The organism is Lederbergia wuyishanensis (assembly GCF_022900255.1).
Taxonomy (GTDB): domain Bacteria; phylum Bacillota; class Bacilli; order Bacillales; family Bacillaceae_C; genus Lederbergia; species Lederbergia wuyishanensis.
Genome location: NZ_JALIRM010000006.1, coordinates 113,529 through 135,222, shown reverse-complemented (window position 1 = coordinate 135,222; position 21,694 = coordinate 113,529). Strand labels below are relative to the sequence as shown.

18 protein-coding genes are annotated in these 21,694 nt (G+C 32.3%); all 18 read right to left on the bottom strand.

Annotated elements, in window-relative coordinates:
- Window positions 1-1,102: 1,102 nt before the first annotated feature.
- Entirely contained in the window at window positions 1,103-2,131 is a 1,029-nt protein-coding gene (locus tag MT489_RS10910) for an acyltransferase (RefSeq protein WP_244681584.1), read from the bottom strand.
- 606 nt (window positions 2,132-2,737) lie between these two features.
- Complete coding sequence (gene rfbD, locus MT489_RS10905) at window positions 2,738-3,589, bottom strand: dTDP-4-dehydrorhamnose reductase (RefSeq protein ID WP_244681583.1); 852 nt, start codon at window positions 3,587-3,589, stop codon at window positions 2,738-2,740.
- Window positions 3,590-3,591: 2 nt separating this feature from the next.
- Window positions 3,592-4,578: a dTDP-glucose 4,6-dehydratase gene (gene rfbB, locus MT489_RS10900; RefSeq protein ID WP_244681582.1), complete on the bottom strand. Its 987-nt coding sequence runs from the start codon at window positions 4,576-4,578 to the stop codon at window positions 3,592-3,594.
- The gene (gene rfbC / locus MT489_RS10895) at window positions 4,579-5,139 is read right to left on the bottom strand and encodes a dTDP-4-dehydrorhamnose 3,5-epimerase (protein WP_244681581.1); all 561 of its coding nucleotides are present in this window, start codon (window positions 5,137-5,139) and stop codon (window positions 4,579-4,581) included.
- Window positions 5,140-6,021 carry a glucose-1-phosphate thymidylyltransferase RfbA gene (gene rfbA / locus MT489_RS10890; RefSeq protein ID WP_244681580.1) on the bottom strand — a complete coding sequence of 294 codons (882 nt, stop codon included), beginning with the start codon at window positions 6,019-6,021 and terminating at the stop codon, window positions 5,140-5,142.
- A 68-nt stretch (window positions 6,022-6,089) separates the two neighbouring features.
- A complete protein-coding gene (locus tag MT489_RS10885) occupies window positions 6,090-6,299 on the bottom strand; it encodes a hypothetical protein (RefSeq protein WP_244681579.1) in 210 nt (69 codons plus the stop codon).
- A gap of 15 nt (window positions 6,300-6,314) precedes the next feature.
- The gene (locus tag MT489_RS10880) at window positions 6,315-7,910 is read right to left on the bottom strand and encodes a glycosyltransferase (RefSeq protein WP_244681578.1); all 1,596 of its coding nucleotides are present in this window, start codon (window positions 7,908-7,910) and stop codon (window positions 6,315-6,317) included.
- Window positions 7,911-8,062: 152 nt separating this feature from the next.
- Window positions 8,063-9,961, bottom strand: a complete 1,899-nt coding sequence (locus MT489_RS10875) for a glycosyltransferase family 2 protein (protein WP_244681577.1) — start codon at window positions 9,959-9,961, stop codon at window positions 8,063-8,065.
- A gap of 96 nt (window positions 9,962-10,057) precedes the next feature.
- On the bottom strand, window positions 10,058-10,867 hold the full coding sequence (gene tagH, locus MT489_RS10870; protein ID WP_244681576.1) for a teichoic acids export ABC transporter ATP-binding subunit TagH: 810 nt from the start codon (window positions 10,865-10,867) through the stop codon (window positions 10,058-10,060).
- A gap of 13 nt (window positions 10,868-10,880) precedes the next feature.
- Window positions 10,881-11,699, bottom strand: coding sequence for an ABC transporter permease (locus tag MT489_RS10865; RefSeq protein ID WP_244681575.1), 819 nt, complete (start codon window positions 11,697-11,699; stop codon window positions 10,881-10,883).
- 127 nt (window positions 11,700-11,826) lie between these two features.
- A complete protein-coding gene (locus MT489_RS10860) occupies window positions 11,827-13,005 on the bottom strand; it encodes a CDP-glycerol glycerophosphotransferase family protein (protein ID WP_244681574.1) in 1,179 nt (392 codons plus the stop codon).
- Window positions 12,998-13,396, bottom strand: coding sequence for a glycerol-3-phosphate cytidylyltransferase (gene tagD / locus MT489_RS10855; RefSeq protein ID WP_244681573.1), 399 nt, complete (start codon window positions 13,394-13,396; stop codon window positions 12,998-13,000). The genes MT489_RS10860 and tagD overlap by 8 nt, the downstream gene beginning before the upstream one ends.
- Window positions 13,397-13,434: 38 nt before the next feature.
- A complete protein-coding gene (locus MT489_RS10850) occupies window positions 13,435-15,003 on the bottom strand; it encodes a glycosyltransferase (RefSeq protein WP_244681572.1) in 1,569 nt (522 codons plus the stop codon).
- A 61-nt stretch (window positions 15,004-15,064) separates the two neighbouring features.
- Window positions 15,065-16,909: a CDP-glycerol glycerophosphotransferase family protein gene (locus tag MT489_RS10845; protein ID WP_244681571.1), complete on the bottom strand. Its 1,845-nt coding sequence runs from the start codon at window positions 16,907-16,909 to the stop codon at window positions 15,065-15,067.
- Window positions 16,910-16,979: 70 nt separating this feature from the next.
- The gene (locus tag MT489_RS10840; protein WP_244681570.1) at window positions 16,980-18,167 is read right to left on the bottom strand and encodes a CDP-glycerol glycerophosphotransferase family protein; all 1,188 of its coding nucleotides are present in this window, start codon (window positions 18,165-18,167) and stop codon (window positions 16,980-16,982) included.
- A gap of 38 nt (window positions 18,168-18,205) precedes the next feature.
- Window positions 18,206-19,231, bottom strand: a complete 1,026-nt coding sequence (locus MT489_RS10835) for a ribitol-5-phosphate dehydrogenase (RefSeq protein ID WP_244681569.1) — start codon at window positions 19,229-19,231, stop codon at window positions 18,206-18,208.
- The gene (locus MT489_RS10830) at window positions 19,228-19,941 is read right to left on the bottom strand and encodes an IspD/TarI family cytidylyltransferase (RefSeq protein WP_244681568.1); all 714 of its coding nucleotides are present in this window, start codon (window positions 19,939-19,941) and stop codon (window positions 19,228-19,230) included. Before MT489_RS10830 ends, MT489_RS10835 begins: the two co-directional genes overlap by 4 nt.
- A gap of 245 nt (window positions 19,942-20,186) precedes the next feature.
- The gene (locus MT489_RS10825) at window positions 20,187-21,686 is read right to left on the bottom strand and encodes an N-acetylmuramoyl-L-alanine amidase (protein ID WP_244681567.1); all 1,500 of its coding nucleotides are present in this window, start codon (window positions 21,684-21,686) and stop codon (window positions 20,187-20,189) included.
- Window positions 21,687-21,694: the final 8 nt, after the last annotated feature.

Sequence of the window (21,694 nt, the reverse complement as noted above, 5' to 3'; positions counted from 1 at the left end):
AAACTACCACGGTTAAGTATATAATCATACTGGTTTTTTTTGAAAAAGATTAACAAGTATATTTTTGTTCTTAGCTAAAATTGTTCCTATCACAAAAACAAAACTATAGTGTAGCGTTAGCAGCAAGTGATCTATAGCAAGATATTTTCTTAATATATTATCCATAGACAGAAAAGATATTACTGCAAAAAATAACAGATTATTAAACCAGTGTTTGCGTAATACAAAAAACATTAAAAAAGGAAAAATGATTGAAATTAGCATTTCTTGTATTAAAGACCAAAAAACAGGAGCAAATTTGCCATTTTCATATTTTCCTAAAAACAAATTATTCTTTTTTAAAAGGCTTTTCCCACACACCATTAAACCTGACTAAGTGAACTTATTCCCCCTTTTGATAGAAAATACGATAGAATCGCTGCAGTTGAAAAAGTAAAAAGGTAGGGAAAATTTAAACGTTCTTTTTATTATATAAGGAAAATAATAAAATTCTTTCCCTTTATTATAAAAAGGGAGTGCCAGAACAAAACCACTTAACAAAAAAAAATAAAACAACTGCTTCATGGCCCGCCCAGGTTATATGCAAGGGACTATATTTTAATTCATTTATAAAATTATTTGAAATAACTCCTTGGTCTTTAATTACAGGGAAGATGTTTAAATAATGATTTAATACTACAGTTAACGCTGCAAGGTCTCTTAATGAATCCAGTTCATAATACGTTTCCTACTCATCCCCATCTCTTATTTTTTAAATTTAAATGTTTTTACAGAAAAAAGCAGAATTCATGGATGATTCGATAAAGTTTACCTCTGGTTAGGCCATCGAGTAGATACCTCATTGAGATCCCTTTACCCAACTAGAATAAGTCATTAAAAAATTTTAGCCTAAAAAAGAACACTACAAGCTCTAATGCTAATTCTACATCCAATAGTTCTCGACGATGACTTATGCTTTCCTTGCTTCAAAATATTTAATGTAACGATCATTACTGCATATATTACAAGTCTGACTTCTTTAGCTTTTTATGACAGAATGTATCATTTACAATCTTTCTATTCATCTATTACATTGTAGTTCGAATTATATTGCGTGTATCTTTTATTTCCTATATTGCCTCAAGACATATATTTGTTTCTTAGATTTTTGAATAAGTAGATATAATAAATACGAAATAATTACAATAATAGGTGTGTATAACAAATTCCAAGTAATATAACCAACAATATCCTCAATGTCTTTGAAGATACTATCGCCAATTCTCATTACAAGGATATGAATCACAAAAATCCCTACTGCGTTTTCACCTACTTTAGTAAGTATTGAATTTTTCCCTATCCCTGGGGATAACAAGGCAAACAAAAAAAGAAAAAGGCTGGAAAATATAGTTGAAAACACATAGTCATCAGAAATAGACTCTCCAAATTTACTTATTAAGATAGAACGTTCAACTACTTGAATCAATAAAAACACTAATGAAAGTTTCAAATAATGTTTTGCTTTAAGGAAAGTATAGAAAGTCTTTTCTTTTTTTGCTATGAACGCCCCTAGTGTTGTATAAAAAAGTCCAAAAAACATAACCTCTCGTATTTGAAACCAAAACTCAAAAATGAAAGTATACGATTCCCCTATTATTCCAAATAAATGAAGAATCAAACTGCCAATGAGTAAATGCGTAAGTCTATTCACAGAAAGGAATACAGTTAAAATTATTATGCTTAAAATAAGTGTAGGTAAATACCATAATTGATATCCACTAGTTCCAGATGCATAATAAATAATATTTATAACGTTTAAATTATCATGCGCATATTGATATATATTTTCAAACATAGTCTTGTCGGTATTTCTTGTAACTAGCATGTAAATATCGTAAACCATATACACCATATACCAACTAAGGTAAAGTTTGCTTAATTTAACTATTTGTTTGCCATATCGGGATATATCTTTATTAAACTTTTTTGTAAATAAATAACCAGATACAATAAAAAAGAAAGGCACAGCAGAACGAGAAATACTATTTAAGATAATACCAATTTCATTTCCGTAAAATGGTTTTGTGTGGATTATGACAACCCCTACTATAGCGAAGAATTTTATTAAATCTAGTGTTGTATTACGTTCCATATTCTACCTCTCTATTGTCAACTTATTCTAGTATATAATAACTAACAAAAATAGTTTAGCATTTTATATATACTTAATATCTAAAATTTATGAAATGTTAATATAATATTCGATTGACCGAATAATTTAAGAAGATTTTTATGAACTACAGATACATGGGACTCCATACCTTATATCTAGGAAAGAAACCTCACGCCACTTTTTGTCCATGGTGCTCAATCTCACTATGAACATAATAATTCTAAGTCAATTTTACCCAATTAAGAATTTTTCTCCCCTTTCGTGTAGTGCTTCATTAAATCCGGGGGAAAAATCTCTACTTCTTCAATTTGTTTTCTATCCACTTGAATTTTTTGTACAACAATTAATAGACATTGTCATCTTTTTTAAATTATATACAAAATAACAGAATAATTTTCATTTCTTATCAAATCCAAATGAATTTAATTCAATCTTTTAAGCTCCTTACTCAGTTCATCCTTTAAAAATCATTAATAGAGGGAAACTTGCGTTGTTGCATAATTCATCATATAAAATTTGCTCATTATAAAAAAATGGATAAAGAAGCCTCAATTAAAGGTGACCTTTATCCACTTTATTATACTATTAGTATTGTTCTACGTTCTGTAAAAACCTAGACAAAGCATTTTGCCATGTCGGAATTTCAAATCCTACAGATTTAACTTTTTCAAGACTCAGAACAGAATGCTTTGGACGAGCCGCCTTTTGAGGAAATTCGTCTGAAGTACATGGCTCCACTACAACATTTTTATCTTTTAATATTTCTGTGGCAAACTCATACCATGTGCACTCATTTTCATTGGAGAAATGGTATATTCCCGGTGAAATACTATTATTATCGACTAAGTAAATCATAAATGCAGCTAAATCAGGGGCATAAGTAGGGCGTCCGTATTGATCATTAACAACTTTTAATTTATCCATTTTCTTGGATAGTTTTAGCATTGTATATACGAAATTATGCCCATTTTCACCAAATACCCACGATGTTCTTATAATATAAGCATTAGGACAGTGTTGTAATACTTCCTTTTCCCCTGCCAATTTTGCACGACCATATTCATTAATAGGGTTTGTGGAATCTTCCACTTCGTAATGTTTATCATTTGTTCCATCAAAAACGTAATCAGTGCTAATATAAATTAATTTAGCCCCGTTTGCTTTAGCCAACTTTGCAATATTTGCTGATCCCACAACGTTTATTTCCCAATTTAATTCCTTCCCTTCATCTTCGGCAGCTTCTACGTTTGTATAGGCTGCACAGTGGAGAATCCAATCGGGTTTTACAGAGGTGATAATATTATTCACCATTGTTTCGTTTGTAATATCAAAATCATCTTTTCCAAAACTATAGATTTCATATTGTTTCTTTGTTTTTAACTGCTCTACCACTGCTTGTCCTAATTGTCCTTTAGAGCCAGTAACTAGAATTTTCATTGTTATGCCTCCAATTTTGCACGCTCTTTTAAAGGACGCCACCAATCTTCGTTTTCTAAATACCAATTAATTGTTTCAATAATACCGGTATCAAACGTATATTTTGGTTTCCAACCAAGCTCTGTTTCTAGTTTTTTTGGATCGATGGCGTATCTACGATCATGTCCTAATCGATCTTCTACATATGTAATCCGTTCACGAGGAACTTTCAGCTGGTTAACAATTAAATCTACAATCTCATTGTTCGTACGTTCATTATGGCCTCCTACGTTATACACCTCACCAGATTGCCCGTTATGCAGAACCAAATCAATTGCGGAACAATGATCTGTTACGTGTAACCAATCACGAACATTTTTCCCATCACCATATATTGGAAGATCTTCTCCATCAACGGCGTTCGTAATCATTAAAGGAATTAATTTTTCCGGGAAATGATATGGACCATAGTTATTCGAACATCTCGTAATATTTACATTCATTCCATACGTTTCATGATAGGCTCTTACCAACATATCTGCAGAAGCTTTACTAGCTGAATATGGACTATTAGGTGCAATCGGTGTATTTTCAGTAAAGTAACCTGTTTCACCTAAGGAACCGTAAACTTCATCTGTAGAAACTTGCAAAAACTTCTCTATTTTTTTAGCTCGTGCAGCATCCAATAGAGCGAGTGTACCTTGAACGTTTGTCTCTATAAATACTCCAGGATTTAATATACTTCGATCCACATGTGATTCCGCGGCAAAGTTTACAATAGTATTAATTTCATGGGTTTCAATCAAATCCAAAATTAATTCACGATCTGTTATACTTCCCTTTACAAATACATGATTTTTATTATCTTTTAAATCGTCTAGATTATGTATATTTCCTGCATATGTTAATAGATCTAAATTTACAATTTTATAATTCGGATATTTTTGTAACATGTACCTTACAAAGTTACTCCCAATAAATCCAGCTCCACCTGTTACAAGTATATTCATTTATTTCCTCTCCCAAATAAAGTTATTATCAGCATCTTTCAACTTCGGATGTTTCATGTCTTTCTCGGAAAGAATTGGATTACGAATTGGCCAATCTATTCGTAAGTCATCATCGTCCCAAGCTATTCCCCTATCGTGTTCAGGAGAATACAGCTCATCAACTTTATATAGAACATTTACATTTTCCGTAATGGTACAAAATCCATGAGCAAACCCTTTAGGTACAAGAAGTTGGCGCTTATTATGTTCACTTAAGATATACCCTTCCCATTCACCATATGTAGGGGAACCTTTACGTACATCAACTATTACATCATAAATTGCGCCAGTCACAACACGAATTAACTTCGTTTGCGCTTTAGATTCTAACTGATAATGAAGCCCTCGGAGGACACCTGCTTCCTTAGATAAGGAATGGTTATCTTGAATAAAAACCTCATTAATATTGAACTCATTAAATAGCTTTTCATTGTAGCTTTCCATAAAAAAGCCACGATGATCCCCAAAGGACTTAGGTTCAATTAACTTGACACCCGAAAGTCTACTCTCAATTACTTTCACTTAATTTTCCTTCCCTTCTTGATCAATTAGACGTAATAAATATTGACCGTATTCGTTTTTTTCTAGCGGCGTTGCTAATTTTCTTACTTGCTCTTCATCTATATAACCCATTCTATACGAGATTTCTTCCAAGCACGCTATTTTAAGTCTTTGACGCTTCTCAATGGTTTCAATAAACATTGACGCTTCTAAGAGGGATTCATGAGTTCCTGTATCTAACCATGAAAAACCACGGCCCATAATTTCCACATCTAAATCTCCTAATTGCAAATACTGACTATTTACATCAGATATTTCCAATTCTCCCCTCTGGGATGGTTGTATATTTTTCGCAATCTCTACTACCCGATTATCGTAAAAATACAGACCTGTCACGGCATAATTACTTTTTGGGTGTGTTGGTTTTTCCTCGATAGAGATAGCTTTCATATTGTTATCGAACTCAACTACACCAAATCTTTCTGGATCATGGACATGGTAACCAAATACAGTTGCACCTTTTTCTTTCTTTGCAGCTCTTTGGAGCATTTTGGATAATCCTTGTCCATAAAATATATTATCTCCTAGGATTAGTGAGACAGAGTCTTTACCAATAAAGTCTTCACCAATAATAAACGCTTGTGCCAATCCTTCTGGTTTTTCTTGTACAGCATATGTTAACGAAATTCCTAATTCCTTCCCATCACCTAATAATTGCTCGAATCGCGGCGTATCTTCTGGTGTAGAAATAATAAGAATATCTTTTATTCCTGCCAACATTAAGACTGATAAAGGGTAATATATCATTGGTTTATCATAAATTGGCAGCATTTGTTTTGAAATAGCCTTTGTTAAAGGATATAGGCGTGTACCGCTCCCACCTGATAATATAATACCTTTCATAATATATTCCTCCTTATCTCCCTACTCTAAAACGTGTTTCAGGATTTATTTTACTTAATTAATTGCATTTAAATAATCTTAATATGCTTAGCTTGAATAAATTCAGTATTCATAACACCATCATGGTCTACTGGGCGAAGTTCATACCATCCTTCTTCAATTGGATATAATGTTAATTCTTTTCCTTTTTTGTCATATTTATTTACAACGATAGAATTAACTGAAGGCCTTGCAAATGTTGAAACATTATCTCGAACAATCGTTGCCTTTTTCTTCATTTTTAAGCCTCCTATCTAGTTATTCAATTTTACATCAAATGAAAGGTTATCAAAATTTTGGGTGAAGTAGACTTTGACTTTGTATTTTTTCCCAAATGAAGTGACTTTAACGGTAATTTCTTTTTTGGATGCTGTCTGAACCTTTGGCTCAGTCCTCCGGTCTAGAATATTCAGTATTGTTTTCTTTTCTGCTGTAGGTTTAGTTTGAAGTAGGTTACCATTTCTTGCTTGACCTAATCGCCTTCTCTTTTTATATCCATTTATCGTCCCTTCTATAAAGACATCCCATGGGCCAACCAATTTTTCATTAAGGACAAATTCGCGAAAATCAATTGAAAAATTGAATTCCCCAGTTTTATCAGCTCGATTTTCCTTTATTCTTTTTTCGAGTCCGCTATTTCTATGAACAAGGACCAATTCATTTTTAACATCCATATTTATTAATAAACTTTGATAAAATTGACCTCTAATTTGACATTGTTTATCTGTTATTAATATTTCATCTACAAAAATATCGGAGTCATTTAAATGATTTACTGTATGTTCTTCTTCATAAGCTTGCTGCTTTTGTAATAATCTAAATTTGGCATAAATCCAACCATCTTCAACCCTCGTCACGTCGTTGGCATTTACTGATTCCATCTGTTTATGCAGCAATAATAATTTTTGTAAATCATTATCCCTGGCTGCTAAAATAAAATAATGATATTTTGAGGGAAGCATATACAATAGTTCGTCATCTATGTATTCATCAATAAACTTTTTCGTTTCATTTAACCATTCTTCTTTTTGACTAATTGAAGGCAACCTTGTTAAAATATAACCTCTCAAACGACTTGCTTGAAAAAATCTATTTAAAAATGCTGCTTTTAGTTGTTTTTTATAAAGTGGATGTAGATTAGATTCCTCAATATTCTTCATTATGTTAGTAAAAGAGTAATAGAAATTTTTAGCCGGAAAATATTTAACGCTCAGATTTTCTTCTCCTCTTTTAACAACATAATAATAATTATAATCCGCTAGTACTGTTATCACCTTTGCCCTAACATAACAGTCCATCACAAATAACTGATCTTCTCCGATAACAGCTTCTGGATGAAAGCGAATTTGATGCTCCCTTATTAAAGATAATCTAAACATTTTATGGGGGGCTAAAGAAAATACTAGATTATGTTCTATGATGTCCGCATTTGGTAAATTGCCAAACTTAAACATAGATTGGGGCACAACACGTCCGTTAACACCTATGTATTTCCCATATATCACATCCGATTTATGAGTTGATGCTGCAGTAAAAAAGCGCTCCAATGTTTCTTCGCCTAGAAAATCGTCATTGTCAAGGAATAATATATATTCTCCTCTTGCGGCTTCAATTGCATCATTTCGCGGAATCATAGGTCCGCCTGCATTTGTATCCCGATTGATTAATTTTATATTGCTATAGTTTTTCATATAGCTTTTTATTACTTCAACACTATTATCATTTGACTTATCATTTACACAAATCACTTCAAAATCATTAGGATCCATTGTTTGATTTACTAGGGAATCCAACGTCACATTTAAGTGCCTTTCAGCATTATAAACAGGAATTGCTACAGTCACTTTCATTATTTTATTCCTCCATATCCTTGGAGCTTAATTTCTTTTCTTGCACATGGTAAAAAATACAGTATTTTAAACTTCAAGTCAACAAAAAAGGGGAGACATCTATTCACTGTCTTCCCCTTAATATCACCTAATACACATAATTATATTTTTATCTATTTTTCAGAATCACTAATAGTAATTAACAGACCCGTCTTAGATTTTCTTCCTTCAAATATTGTTGATAAACGATATCTACCACTTGGTATTTTTACATTTGCAGTAACACGAGCACCAAGCTCATCACCAATTAGGTAAGCTGGTGCTGAAAACAGAACACTATCATCATTCTCTGAAGTTAGTTCTATAGAACCTTCTATTTTCGTTTTACCGTAAACATACGTATTTGGTAAAGATAAATTGATTTCAATCGATTCTCTTTTGTTTAAAACTGATAAATCGGATTGCTTTGGTTTTGCAGTTCCTACAACACTGCGCACCTTACTACCAGTATCAATGGTCAATAACTCCGATTGATTACGATATGCAACAGCCGTATAACCATTTATCAGTGCTGATGCTCCAAATCCTGTAAGCCCTACAATACCTCTATGAAATGAATATCCTATTGCAGTAAATCTAGAAGCGATATCCCATGGTTGTTTTTCGAGAATTTCCCCTGTCTTTTGTATATCAATCAAAACTTGTGCTTTACCCAAAAGTCCTAGCTCTTTAGAATTAATATTTCTTGTTTTCACTTCACTACTTTCCACGGGAATTTCCCATGTAACACGTGAATTTCTTCCTTTAATACTTATTTCATACTTACATTTATCAATTTCATCCGTTATTTCTAGCAGTTCATCAGGTATGGCATTTTTTAATTGTTTAGGAACACTTCTAAAAATTTTTCCTTCTGTAGTAGAATATAAGATATAAGGTTCGATGTTGTTGCAAGTCATCTCAGCTGTTACATCAATTTTCAACCCACTATTTACCCACTGTATATCGGTAGCATAACTTCTGGCAGTTACTGTTTTATCATGCTTAACGAGTTGAATAAATTCCTTGACTTTTCCTTTTCTCAATAAATATGCCCTAGCTTTATTTATATGAGTCACATGATTATCTATAGATTCCGGAATCAAATCGGAAGTTACCTTACGAGCGTATTCAAACTCCAAGGATATTCTTTCAATTGGCTTATCAATCAACCAAGGCCCTAACATTCCAAGGATACGAGTCTGATACCAGTGCGCTAGCATAAAGGTTAAATCGTTACCTTCCGGAATCGTATCTTTGAAAAACTGAAATAAATTCCTTATTTGCTGCCATTTTTCATGAGGATCATCTTCAAACGTCCCTGAATTATTTTCACCAGTTTCGATCCAGTAGTAGGTAGGATAATCGGAAAGTATAGCAACAGTTGCACCTGCCGTATATACTTTCGTATTAAAATACACATCCTCCCACAGAACCCTTGCTCCTTCATAAAACGTAATATTATTATTTAAAAGAAATTCTCGTCGATAAAATTTATGTGGTGTCATAGGTAATAAAGATTGAATCCCCAATTTATGGGCCTCAGGGTTATTCTTTTTAAATTGATCCCAGCCCCATGACCATCCTTTTGTCCTAACCTCTTTACCATTTACAACATCCGCATTATTCTCTATCCCGTATTGGTAAACACGCTCAAACGTTTCTGGAAAAAGATAGTCATCGTGGTCTAAATATAATATATAAACCCCTTTAGCAATATTCGTTCCGACGTTTCTTGGTTTACTTGGCCAACCAGAATTCGGGATTTGCTTTACAATTACATTAGGTCGAGTTAAAGATAGTTCTTTTAACTTATGTATAATGTCCGTTGTTGACCCATCATCTATAAAAATTACCTCGAACTCTTCTTGACGCATTGTTTGGTGATCAAGTGAATTTATAATCGTTTTAAGTGATTCCCCTTTTGTATTGAAGGTTGGTATGACGACACTTATTTTCGTAAAGCTTTCGCTGGTAGTAGATTTAAATAAAGCTAACATCTTCCTTTTCAATTTCATTAAAATATTTACCATATTAATTGTTCTCCTAGCAATGTTATTATGCATAGAAAAAAAGAAGAGAGGCAACTATTTGTCGGCACTCTCTTTCTTTTTTCTATATATGATGTGTTAAGAATGTACCAATTTCAATGCTTCTTTTTGGCGATCCAAACCAGCCTGTTTATAAGCCTCTTTTTCGCTCTTTGACATTTTTTGATATTGTTTCAAAAATTCCTCATACTTTGGAATCACTTCTTTTACCGTACCAAAATCTTTGACCATTCCATATTCCAGCCATAATATTTTATCGCAAAATTCCTTCATTTGACCAATGGAATGGCTGACAAAAATCATCGTTTTTCCTCTTTCTTTAAATTCCTTCATCTTATTTAAGCTTTTTTCTGCAAAGGCCTTATCACCGACTGATAATGCCTCATCAATGATTAAAATATCAGGGTCCACATTTACTGATATCGCAAAACCTAATCTTGATTTCATTCCACTTGAGTAAGATTTTACCGGTTGGTCAATAAACTTACCTATTTCAGAGAACTCGATAATATCCGGCTCTAATTCTTTTATTTGAGCTTTGTTAAACCCCAACATTAATAACTTTAGCTCAATGTTGTCTCTACCGGATAAATCTGCCTTTAAACCGGAGGCAACTGCAATTAAAGATGCTTGACCATTTACTTTTATTGTTCCCGATGTCTCTGGAACGATCCCGGCAATAATATTGGACAAAGTTGATTTCCCTGAACCGTTAATCCCCATAAACCCAATAACATCCCCTTTTTCAGCTTCGAAACTCACATCTGCAAGGGCATAGAAATCTTCTCCATAACTCTTAGGGGATATTAAATCTAAGATTCGTTCTTTTGTCCCGTTATATAGTTTATATTTTTTCGTTACATTTTTTGTAATAATTGCTTTTTCCACATAATCACACCGTTTATAAGTAATCGATAAAATGTCTTCTAAACTTCACATGTACTACAGAACCGAATAATAACAACAACGCTACTACTCCCCAAAAGTATAAGGTATATTTCCAATGGTCTATAAAATACCAGTCTAATCCAAACAATGCTGATCGATACCCTTCAATCAAATAGTATAAGGGATTTAGTTTCATAAGGGTTGGTAATGGCTCCTTTAAGATTGTTACCTGCCATAGGATTGGAGACAAGTATAATACCATCCTTAAAGTAGCATTTAAAAACATATGAACATCTCTAATAATTGTCGAAAAAGTTGAGGTGATAAGTGAGATTGCAAAAGTTAAGCAGAAAGTGGCAAAAATGAAATATAAAAGTTGTAAAAAATAAATGTTTATATAATAACCAGCAAACTGAAAGATGATAATAGTTATCAATAACATGATCAAATGGATATAAAATTGTGAAAAGATTACGATGTTAGGTATAACACTCATTGGAAAATTCATTTTCGAAAGCATTCGGAGTCTAGTATAAATTGATCTGGAACCTTGAATAGTTGCTTGGTAAAAAAAATTCCAAATAATGAATCCTGCTAGTAGCCATAATATAAATGGTACCTCAACGCCATCAGCAACTTGAATATCTCCCCGTTGACGTATGCTTCCAAAAACAAACCAATAAATAAGTATTTGAATGACCGGATTAATAATTTCCCACGCCATACCTAAATAATTGCTTTGGTTCGTACTTTTTAACTCATAAAACGAAAGTCGTCTTATAAGATAGAAATTTTCTATTTGCTCTTTGATTACGCTAATTGCAGATTTCATAAAAATTTCCTTTCAATTCTTTACAAAAAATTGAGTTTTTAATGCATTATTAAATTATACAAGTAACAAACAGAAATAACAATAAACTCAAAAGGATGACTCACTTATTCTAACCATAGTCATCCAATTATATATTCTGATTGTAAAATAAATAATTCACTAGCTTTGTACTAGAATTACCTGTTGAGTATTTATTCCATACTGTTGCATATTGATCAATGAGCTTGGGGTTAAACTGTTTTTCTCTTATAAGATTGATAACATCAGAGGTTTGCTTAACAACTGGGCCCGGAACCATACTTTCAAAATTCTCCGTAAGTCCTCGTTCTACTTTATATTTTTCCAAATCATAAGTAAAAAAAATCATTGGCCTTTTTAATAGCGAAAATTCATAAGGAATTGAGGAATAATCAGTAATTAAGTAATCTGCTATTAACAAAATTTCATTTATATCATATTTTATAGAAGAATATTCAAATACAAACCCTGGATAAATCGAAGAATAATCCTCTCTATTTTTAATCGAGGGATGTATTCGTAAGATTAAAATATGATCCTTCCCCAACTCTTCCTGCATTTTTTTTATATCTAATTGCATTTCAAAGTGATTAAGTTGACCATCACGATAAGTTGGAGCATATAAGATTTTCTTTTTATATCTTAACAAATCATTTTCCTTATAAAGTCGTTTAATGATCTCCTGTTGAAGTGTTACGTTATAAAAAAAATCAGAACGAGGTATGCCCGTTTTTAATATATTTTCATTTGTAAGATTAAAGGATTTAATAAATATATCAGCCATTATATCTGATCCAACTATAACCTTTTGAAATTTGCTATATACATTTAAAAATCGTTTTTGGGCAATAGTACTGCGTTTCTGAACAGACATATCTTCTAAACCAAATTTTTTCAACGCACCTGAAGCATGCCATAATTGAATACATTTAACACTTGATTTAAAGTTGGTTGCAGCTAGGAACCCAAAATAGTTATCAATTAATATATGTTTTGATGTAGCTAGATGAAATATAGATTTTAAAATAAAAATAATATTAACTGATTCAAAAGGAATGATAGTAATATCCTTTTTTTCTTCTTTAAAATACTTGTTAGCTGACCCTTTATATAGAACTACAATTTCTACAGGGATTTTTTGTCTTTGAATTTCATCGTAAACATATTTACTATTGTCACCGAAGGAAATAACAAAGGTTAATTTATTTTTTAGCGGGAAGAGTTTAAATAAGTTAAAAAAGATCTTAAAAAGGAGTAAATAAAGCGATATTATAATATCTTTAACCATTATTTACACTGCTAATATCTGATTTTATTTTCGTAGTTGAGACTCCAATTGTTCGTGGTAAATATAATACCTCACAATATGGCTTTAAAAAATCAAAATGACCTTTCCAATCGTCACCCATGACAAATATGTCTATATTATGATCTTTAACATCTTGTATTTTTTGTTCCCAACTGTTTTCAGGTATTACCTCATCTACAAAACGGATCGATTCGAGAATAATCTTTCTGTTTTCGAAGCTATGGTAGGATTCCTTTTTCTTTTCATTATTGAAATGATCTGTGGATAGTCCAACGACTAAATAGTCACCTAAGCCTTTCGCTCTTCTCAAAAGATTAATATGGCCAATATGAATTAAATCGAAAGTTCCATAAGTTAAAATCTTCTTCACATTAAATCAACCCCTTACCGAGTTATTAACTAGGTAATTTAAATTCGATTATCTTTTTTTCCCCTATCGCTATCCAATTTATCAAATAAAATGTTCCATAATCGACAAACCCGTTCTTTTGAATAACGGCTATTAACAAATTCTTGCGCTACAGCACCCATTAAGTTCATTTTACCTGGATTACTAAGCACTTCAATGATTCGATTTGCTAATGCATTTCTATCCCCATTTGGAACTAGAAATCCAGTCACGCCATCTTTTATAATGTCACTCATTCCATAATTCACATCATAACTTAATACGGGCACTTTGCATGACATAGATTCCAAACTAGCTACGTTAAGCCCTTCAAATTTAGAGGTAATAATACTTAAATTGGATTTGCCTAAAACTTCACCAATTTTAGTGGTATACCCCCTTAAAAATACATTATTCTCTAAATGTGATTTCTTTATTATATTTTTTAGTCGATCCTCATCTTCACCGTGTCCATATATTTCTAAAACTGCATTAGGAAGTTCTTTTATTACCTTTTTAAACGCTAGGATAGTCTCATCTATTCTTTTTTCAGGATGGTATCTAGATATCATTGTCACAAGATTAGGATCACGATTATATTCATAATCTTTAATAGGTGTTATAAAGTTCGGAATTACGTGTACGTTATTATAATCTCCAAATTGTTTAATGATATCCTTTTTCTGAGATTCAGTTAATACAACTAATGCCTCAACATTATTTAGATTATCCAATAATGTAATATGATCTTCCTTAATATTACTGCCATAAACATAGGGTTCATCAAAATGATTTGTATGAATAGTATAGATTCTGTAGGCTGAATCTGGGTCCATACTTAATACCTTTGAAGCAGAACCTACTCCATCACATATTAAATATGGTTTTTCTTTTTGTGCGCCGCAAAGTTCATTTAACCAAAACACATGGAATTCCTTATTGCTATTGAATTCAATTACCTTATTTGTATTCTTATTAAACAAAAATATTTTTTGTATATTTCCATTACTATGGTTATACCATTTGTTTAAGTAGCAAAATCCATCTTTTGTATAAAGCAATTCCTGTTTTGGTTTGTTTGAATACAGATCAAAATAAATTTTCCTTGTAATGTATCCAGAATCGTCAAATTCTTCACGGGAAACTCTACTGCGATTTTCATTGAAATGATCAATAAAGATTAAGTTACCATCCTTGGACCATTTTTTATATTTTATATATTGTCCATTTCTAAAGTACCTTGCATAATGCTTATCTTTATATTCGTTGACTTGTACATGGTAACCAGATTCATCAAGTTGTGACTCTTGCTTGTAATAATTAAGTTGTTCATCCTGTATAATCCCCGAACAATTATTACTTTTATAATAATCATGCACATTTAATATATTTACATTCGGGGATAATCTTCCAACACGAATGAATTTTTCGCGTATTTCGTTATAATTCTTTTTATAATCCAAGCTAACTAAATCTACACTAAATCCGTAAAGATTCGTTAATTCAGCAGATCTACTAAGTATTACGCTTGTGATTCCACCTTTATTGACATCAATGTCATAAAGTAACATAAACACTTTCCTACTCAAATAAGACACTCCTTGTTCACTAGGCTGGAACTCTTTGCATCCATTGCTAACAACGTAAACTTTATTTTTCTAAATTAGCAAGTATTAAATCCTCTACTACCCGAGAGCTTGATTTTCCATCATGATGATCAAAGAAATATTCCTTAAAAGGCTGTATCTTGTTCATATTAAAATCTTCTTCTTTAATAGTTTGAATTATCTCATTGGTTGAACGCACAAGTGGCCCCGGTATAAAGGAACTATAATCATAATAAAAGTCTCTCTTCTGAACATACTCCTCCACATCATACGCGAAGAAAAGCATAGGTTTATTTAGAAGTGCAAATTCGAAGCAAACCGAAGAGTAATCTGTAATAAGAATATCAGTAACAAATAATAAATCGTTGATTTCCCGATAAGTTGAAAAATTATAAAAGAAATCTTTGTATTGATATGGAATATTAAAATCATTTTTAACGAATGGATGAATTTTAAATAAGAAAATATATTCATCTTTTAATTCGTGATATAGTTTGTCCAAATTTAATACTTCCATTGGATAATATGCTGATTGCTGGCCATTTCCGCGGAAAGTGGGAGCAAATGTAATAACTTTCTTTCCTTTCAAAAAAGGAAACTCTGCATATATTTCTTTTTTGATATTCTCTTTATAAGTTTCATCAAAAAATATATCAGTACGTGGGATTCCAGTAGCTACAACCTTTTCTTCATCAATCCCGAATCCTTCAGCATAATATTTTGCTACATGTTTTGAGCTAACGATCGCTTTAGTATAATTTCTATGGTTCAATGATTTTGGTGATGGACCACCGGGTCTTCCAATTCGGCTAAATCCAAATGTTTTAAATGCGCCTACTGCATGCCAAAGCTGTATTAATTCAGCATTTTTTCTAATTTTCAATGGATACACCATTGGGTAAAAATCATCTAAAAGTATAAATTTAGACGTTGCTAAGTGATATGCAAGTTTTCTAATTTCTTTAAAGCTTTTATTTTCACCAGTTTCACTCTTTAACATGAAATGATAGTCTAAATCTAAATTCCTTTTTTGCATTTCTTCATAAACGTATAAGAAATTGCCTTCTAATTCAGTTCTACTGTCTGAGGCAAATAGAACTTTATTTTTAATAATCGGACGAAGTGAATATAACTTATAGAGAAATCTAAAGCCATAAGTATGTGCAAAGCGGCTCATAAAACTTTTCTTATACTTATATGCTTCCAAGCCCATTTCTTTCGGATCAAAGTCCTTTAATTTTGTAGATACGATTTTCATCGTTTTTGCAGCTTGGTCATACGTAACCATTAAGTTAAATTTCATTTCTCTTTTAGCTGTAAAGTATTCCATTTTTGCGGAGTGGAATCCTTTTTCTAAGAATGATTCAATATTTCCTAGAGGAAATACTTTCCTATATCTTCTATCACCAATAACATAAACTTCTACTTCAATATATACTTTATAATCCGATTCAGGTAATGGCCTGTTATTAGGAATTATTGTCGCAAAATTAATTTCTGCTTTAAATCCAGACCAGGTATATAAAGAGTCAATTGTTTCCCCGGAGTTAATGCTATCTACTGGTACATCAATTAAAGGAATAAAAAATTTCCTTCCTGATTTATCAATCAATACCAATCTTTTCTTTACCCAATCTTCATCTACCATTGGTAAGCTTTCTAAATAATAATACCCCTGAATTGATATTATCGGGCCATTCCAACGTAGAGCAGTAATCTTCCTTCTAGGAATTAGTAGCTCATCTTCACTTGAACTGTTTTCTATAATGATACGATCATCATCAATAATAAAATGTTTATCTATTGCAGATTCAACATCAAAGTGATTCTTTTTAGGGAATACTTTTCGTATTGATCTTTTTAACTTCCTTTTTATCCTGGAAATCATTATTTCTACTCCTATCTATAATGAAGGTCTGCACCTGTGTTGAAATACGAACAGGGGATTAAATTGTATATTAATCCCCTATCTGTACTTTATGGTCATTTTCTGCAAGCAGATGTTCCGCTATTCGCTTACTTGCATTTCCATCTACATAATCAAAAAAAAGATTTCGAAAGTTTTCGATTGAACCTAAGTCATAATTACTTTGGATGATCCAATTGCTCAAAGATTCTGTATCAGTAAACAACGGACCAGGTATGAACGATTTGTAATCAAAATAAAAATCTCTTTCTTTGATGTATTCATCTAAATCTGTAGCAAAAAATGCTATTGGCTTCAATAATAAGCTATAGTCAAATATAACTGAAGAATAGTCGGTAATTAATATATCAGATATGGCTAGTAATTCTTCTATATTTAATTCATTATCAATATAATAAGCGAATTGCTTTTCTTTTTCATCATATTTCGAGTTTTTTTTCATATATGGATGAAGATTAATAAGTAAAACAAAATTATCTCCAATTATTTTCCTTAACAATGTAAGATCTATTGGACAATTAAATTCAGTTTGCCTATGACTACTCCCGCGAAAGGTAGGAGCATAAAGGATAACCTTCTTATTTTTAAGTTCTGGAAATTCTTGATGAAATTTATTAAATGCTTTTTCTTTTTCCAAGTGATTAAAAAAGAAGTCAGTCCTCGGTAATCCTAAAGGATATATACTTTCCTTAGGCATTCCGAATGCTTCAGCATAATAAGATTTAACAGAACTAGAACTTACATAAACTCTTGAATAGTTTGAGTGTATTTTCACATGATTCAAGTACTCAGATTTTGGACCAAATGATTTATTCATTGTACTTAAGCCAAACTTTTTAAAAGCTCCAGCCGCATGCCACAATTGAATAACTTCTGTTCCATTACGTGGTTTTACCACGTAGATTGGGAAGTAATAATCATCAATTATAAAATAACGAGATGTGGCAAGTGCATAACTAGCTTTAAGCATGTGAATAAAGTAGTTAGCCTTGCCTAAAGTACTACCATTAAACTTTTTAATTAGAAACTTATAATGATATCCTTTGTATTCACTTTTCATTGCTTTGTAAAGAAATAATAAATTTCCCTCTAATCCTGTTGAACGATAAGATGCAAAGGTTACTTTTTTCTCGTTTATTGGGAAAAGAAATCTACATATATTATAGGCTAAATTAATTACACCTTTTACTAAGAGTGTAGGGATTAACTTTGTATCCAAATTTAAGAGCCGTCCTTTTTTAATGCCTTACATTGCAATTATATTTTCCACTCAATGACTGTTTTACCCCAGGAAGAGGTAATATCTTTTTCAAATGCATCGATAATATCGTTTATATTTCGAACTTCGTGAACTTCTCCAACGAGCGTTCCTAAATAATCAACAAACTCAGGATGAGCTTTCATAAATTCCACTGTATTAACAAAATCACTACGCCCACTTCGACTACTTCCGATAAGTGTAATCCCTTTTTCCAAAATCATTCTAGTATTGATTTCAACAGGGTACTCTGAAACCCCCATAATGGAAATGGATCCTTCAGGATAAATATAGTCAATGATTTGATTGATAGCATATTGACTTCCGGTCCCTCCTACAGCTTCAAAAGCATGATCAATAGATAGGTTTCCAGGAATTTCATCAATTTGAAATGTTTCATCAACAAAAGAGAAGTGATCTAATTTGTATTGGTTTTTTCCAAATACAATTACCTTACTTTCTGGATATCTTCTTTTAAGAATCAAAGATGTAATATATCCAAGGTTTCCGTCACCCCACACCCCAAATACGTTACGTCTATTGTGCGATCTTGCTTCAAAACGAACGAGGGAGTGCATGGCAATCGTAATTAATTCAATAAATGCCGATACATTAGAATCTAGGTCGTCTGGAAGTACTACAATTCTGTCACGATTCATAAATACATAATCCTGCATAAATCCATCAAATCCACTGGACCTAAATTTACTGGACTTTAGATAATTCTCTGCACAGTAATCATCTTCTTCACAAGGCGTGTTCGGAATCATTACAACTTTTGTGCCAGTTTGTATCTCGTTTAATGGATCATAAACAACATTACCAATGCCTTCATGAATTAAAGCCATCGGAAGTTTCTTCGCCATTGCTTCCTTATCACGTCTACCTGTATAGTAGCGTTGATCAGCTGCACAAATAGAAAGATGTGTCGGGCGGATTACTACATAATCGGACTGGAGAGAGCGATCTTTATAAGTAACCTCAAATTGACGAGGGGAAACTAAACGATATACTTGATTAATCATTTTGTAATACTCTCCTGAATTATGGCATTTGCAACCTTTAAGTCATATGGCGTAGTTACTTTTATATTGAATACTTCCCCTTTAACAAGCTTAACTTTCTCTCCATGAAGAGTGAAAATTTTACAAGCATCCGTCAATATAGTCTTTTGTTCATTATCTAACGAATTATATAATTCGACTAATTTTTGTATGTTAAAGCTTTGTGGAGTTTGACCTTGAAACATCGTATCACGAACAGGAATATCTGAAATTACTACTCCATCTTCAGATGTAATAATCGTATCAATTGCGTCAATAACGGTATCAACAGCACCGCATTCAAGTGCAGCATCAATATTTTCCTCTATAATCCGATGGGTTAAAAATGGACGTACAGAATCATGAGTTACAATAATATCTTCTTTATTAATCCCAAAATGGTCTCTAATATAATTAATTCCACTTATTATAGAGCCATTACGATCTTTACCGCCTTCTACAACGACAAGACGATCATTATTACCAATATGTTTTTTAATGATGTTATTTGTATGGTTGATCCAATCTTTAGGAGAGACTACTATTATTTTTTCAAAACGATTATTCAATAAGAATTTTTCAATTGTGTGAATAATAATTGGTCGATTATTAAGGGACAAGAATTGTTTAGGCATGTTAATATTTCCCATTCGTGTTCCTTTTCCACCAGCAAGAATTTCTGCATAGATCACCAACAACAACCCCATTTCTATTAAACATTTTATTTTGCATAGATCACTTGAGAGTACTTGCATGATCTTGACATAATTTGTCACGGCCTGATGGTAAAACCCATTATACAATATACACTTTATTTTGCTTTCAAGTCAAATAAGTAAGGCAAAACCTATGATTAGAAAAAAATCAGGTCACCCCTACGGGTTCCCTGATTTTACGGTTTCAAATAATGGTTTCTATTAATTCTGATAGTTTACAATTAATTATAAAACTTTACAATTCCATTATAAATAGCATCCGCCGCTCTTTGGCGATAAGTATCACTTGCTAACTTACTAGCATCGGAGGAGTTTGAAATAAAAGCTATTTCTACAAGGACACTAGGCATTGTCGTATTTCGAATTACGTAAAAGCCTTGACTCTGTTCCTTAATTCCTCTATCAGTTGTTCCCAGCGCTTTAATTAATTCCTGTTGAATTACTGCTGCTAATTGTTTACTTTCTTCAGATGCGTGTGTTTTATCATACCATGTTTCGGTCCCATTGGCCTTACTATCTGTATATGAGTTAACGTGAACACTTACAAACAAGTCTGCTTTTGCCTTTTGTGCTATTTCCACACGTTCTGCAAGTGTATAATAAGTGTCGTCTTGCCTTGTCATTATCACATTAGCCATAGATGATTTAAGCTTGGAATTAACCCTTTTTGCTATATCGAGAACAATTTCTTTCTCTTGCATCTTATTTCCAGTAGCACCTGAATCACCTCCACCATGACCTGCATCAATTACAATGGTTTGACCTACTAATGGGTGACTTAATTCATTATTGATTTTTTCCGTAATGGAAATCGATCCACCCAATAAAGTGAAAATACCAACCCTACTACCGGTTATATAATCTTTAATGGATGCAGGAAGTGCATTCGGCTCAGTAAGTAAAATTGGTGCATTATTTTTTGCAGCTAGCACAGATCCAGTTAGAGCATCTGCAAAAATTGAACCTCTTGTAACAAAGGCATTTGAACTAGAAGAAAAATAAGCCTTCGCAATATTAGCCGATACTTCAAAACGGCTATTTCCTCCAAATCTAATTGGGTTTGGAACAGATTTGAAAACACTATCTGATACGCTTAATGGCCCGCCCGAAATAATAGTTTGGTTAATATCCCATTTGCCAATAAGATTTTGGGTAGATGGTTCCAATGTTTTTTCTTTATTTGTAAGTAATATTGGGTAACCGTTTCTAGCAGCATAAGGAGCTATGGAAAGTGCATCTGGAAAGTTAAATCCATCTGCAATTACAACTTTCCCTTTATTCCCCAAATGATTTGCAATATTATTTGCAACCTCCACCCGGTTTTTACCCTCTATTCTTGTAACAGAAATCCCCATATTTCTTAACTCATTAGCAATTTTTTCAGGAACACTAATCGTTCCACCTATAATAATAACTGACTTTGCTTTTAATCTCTGGATTTCCTGTTTTGATCTACTATTTAACTCACTAGCTTTAGTTAATAATATTGGTGCGTTATATTTATATGCCAAGGGTGAAGCTGCAAGTGCATCACCATAGGCATCCCAATTAGCCAAAACAACTGTAGAGGCAGTTGACCATCCTCTTTTTGACACGTTTATTGCAACATCAAAACGATCATTCCCTCCTAATCTCGATGTACTTGCCGCGGAAGCATCTATTGAAAAAAGGAGGATAGACATTAATATTGTTAAAACTAAAGCTGCTGTTCTTTTTTTCATCATTCAGC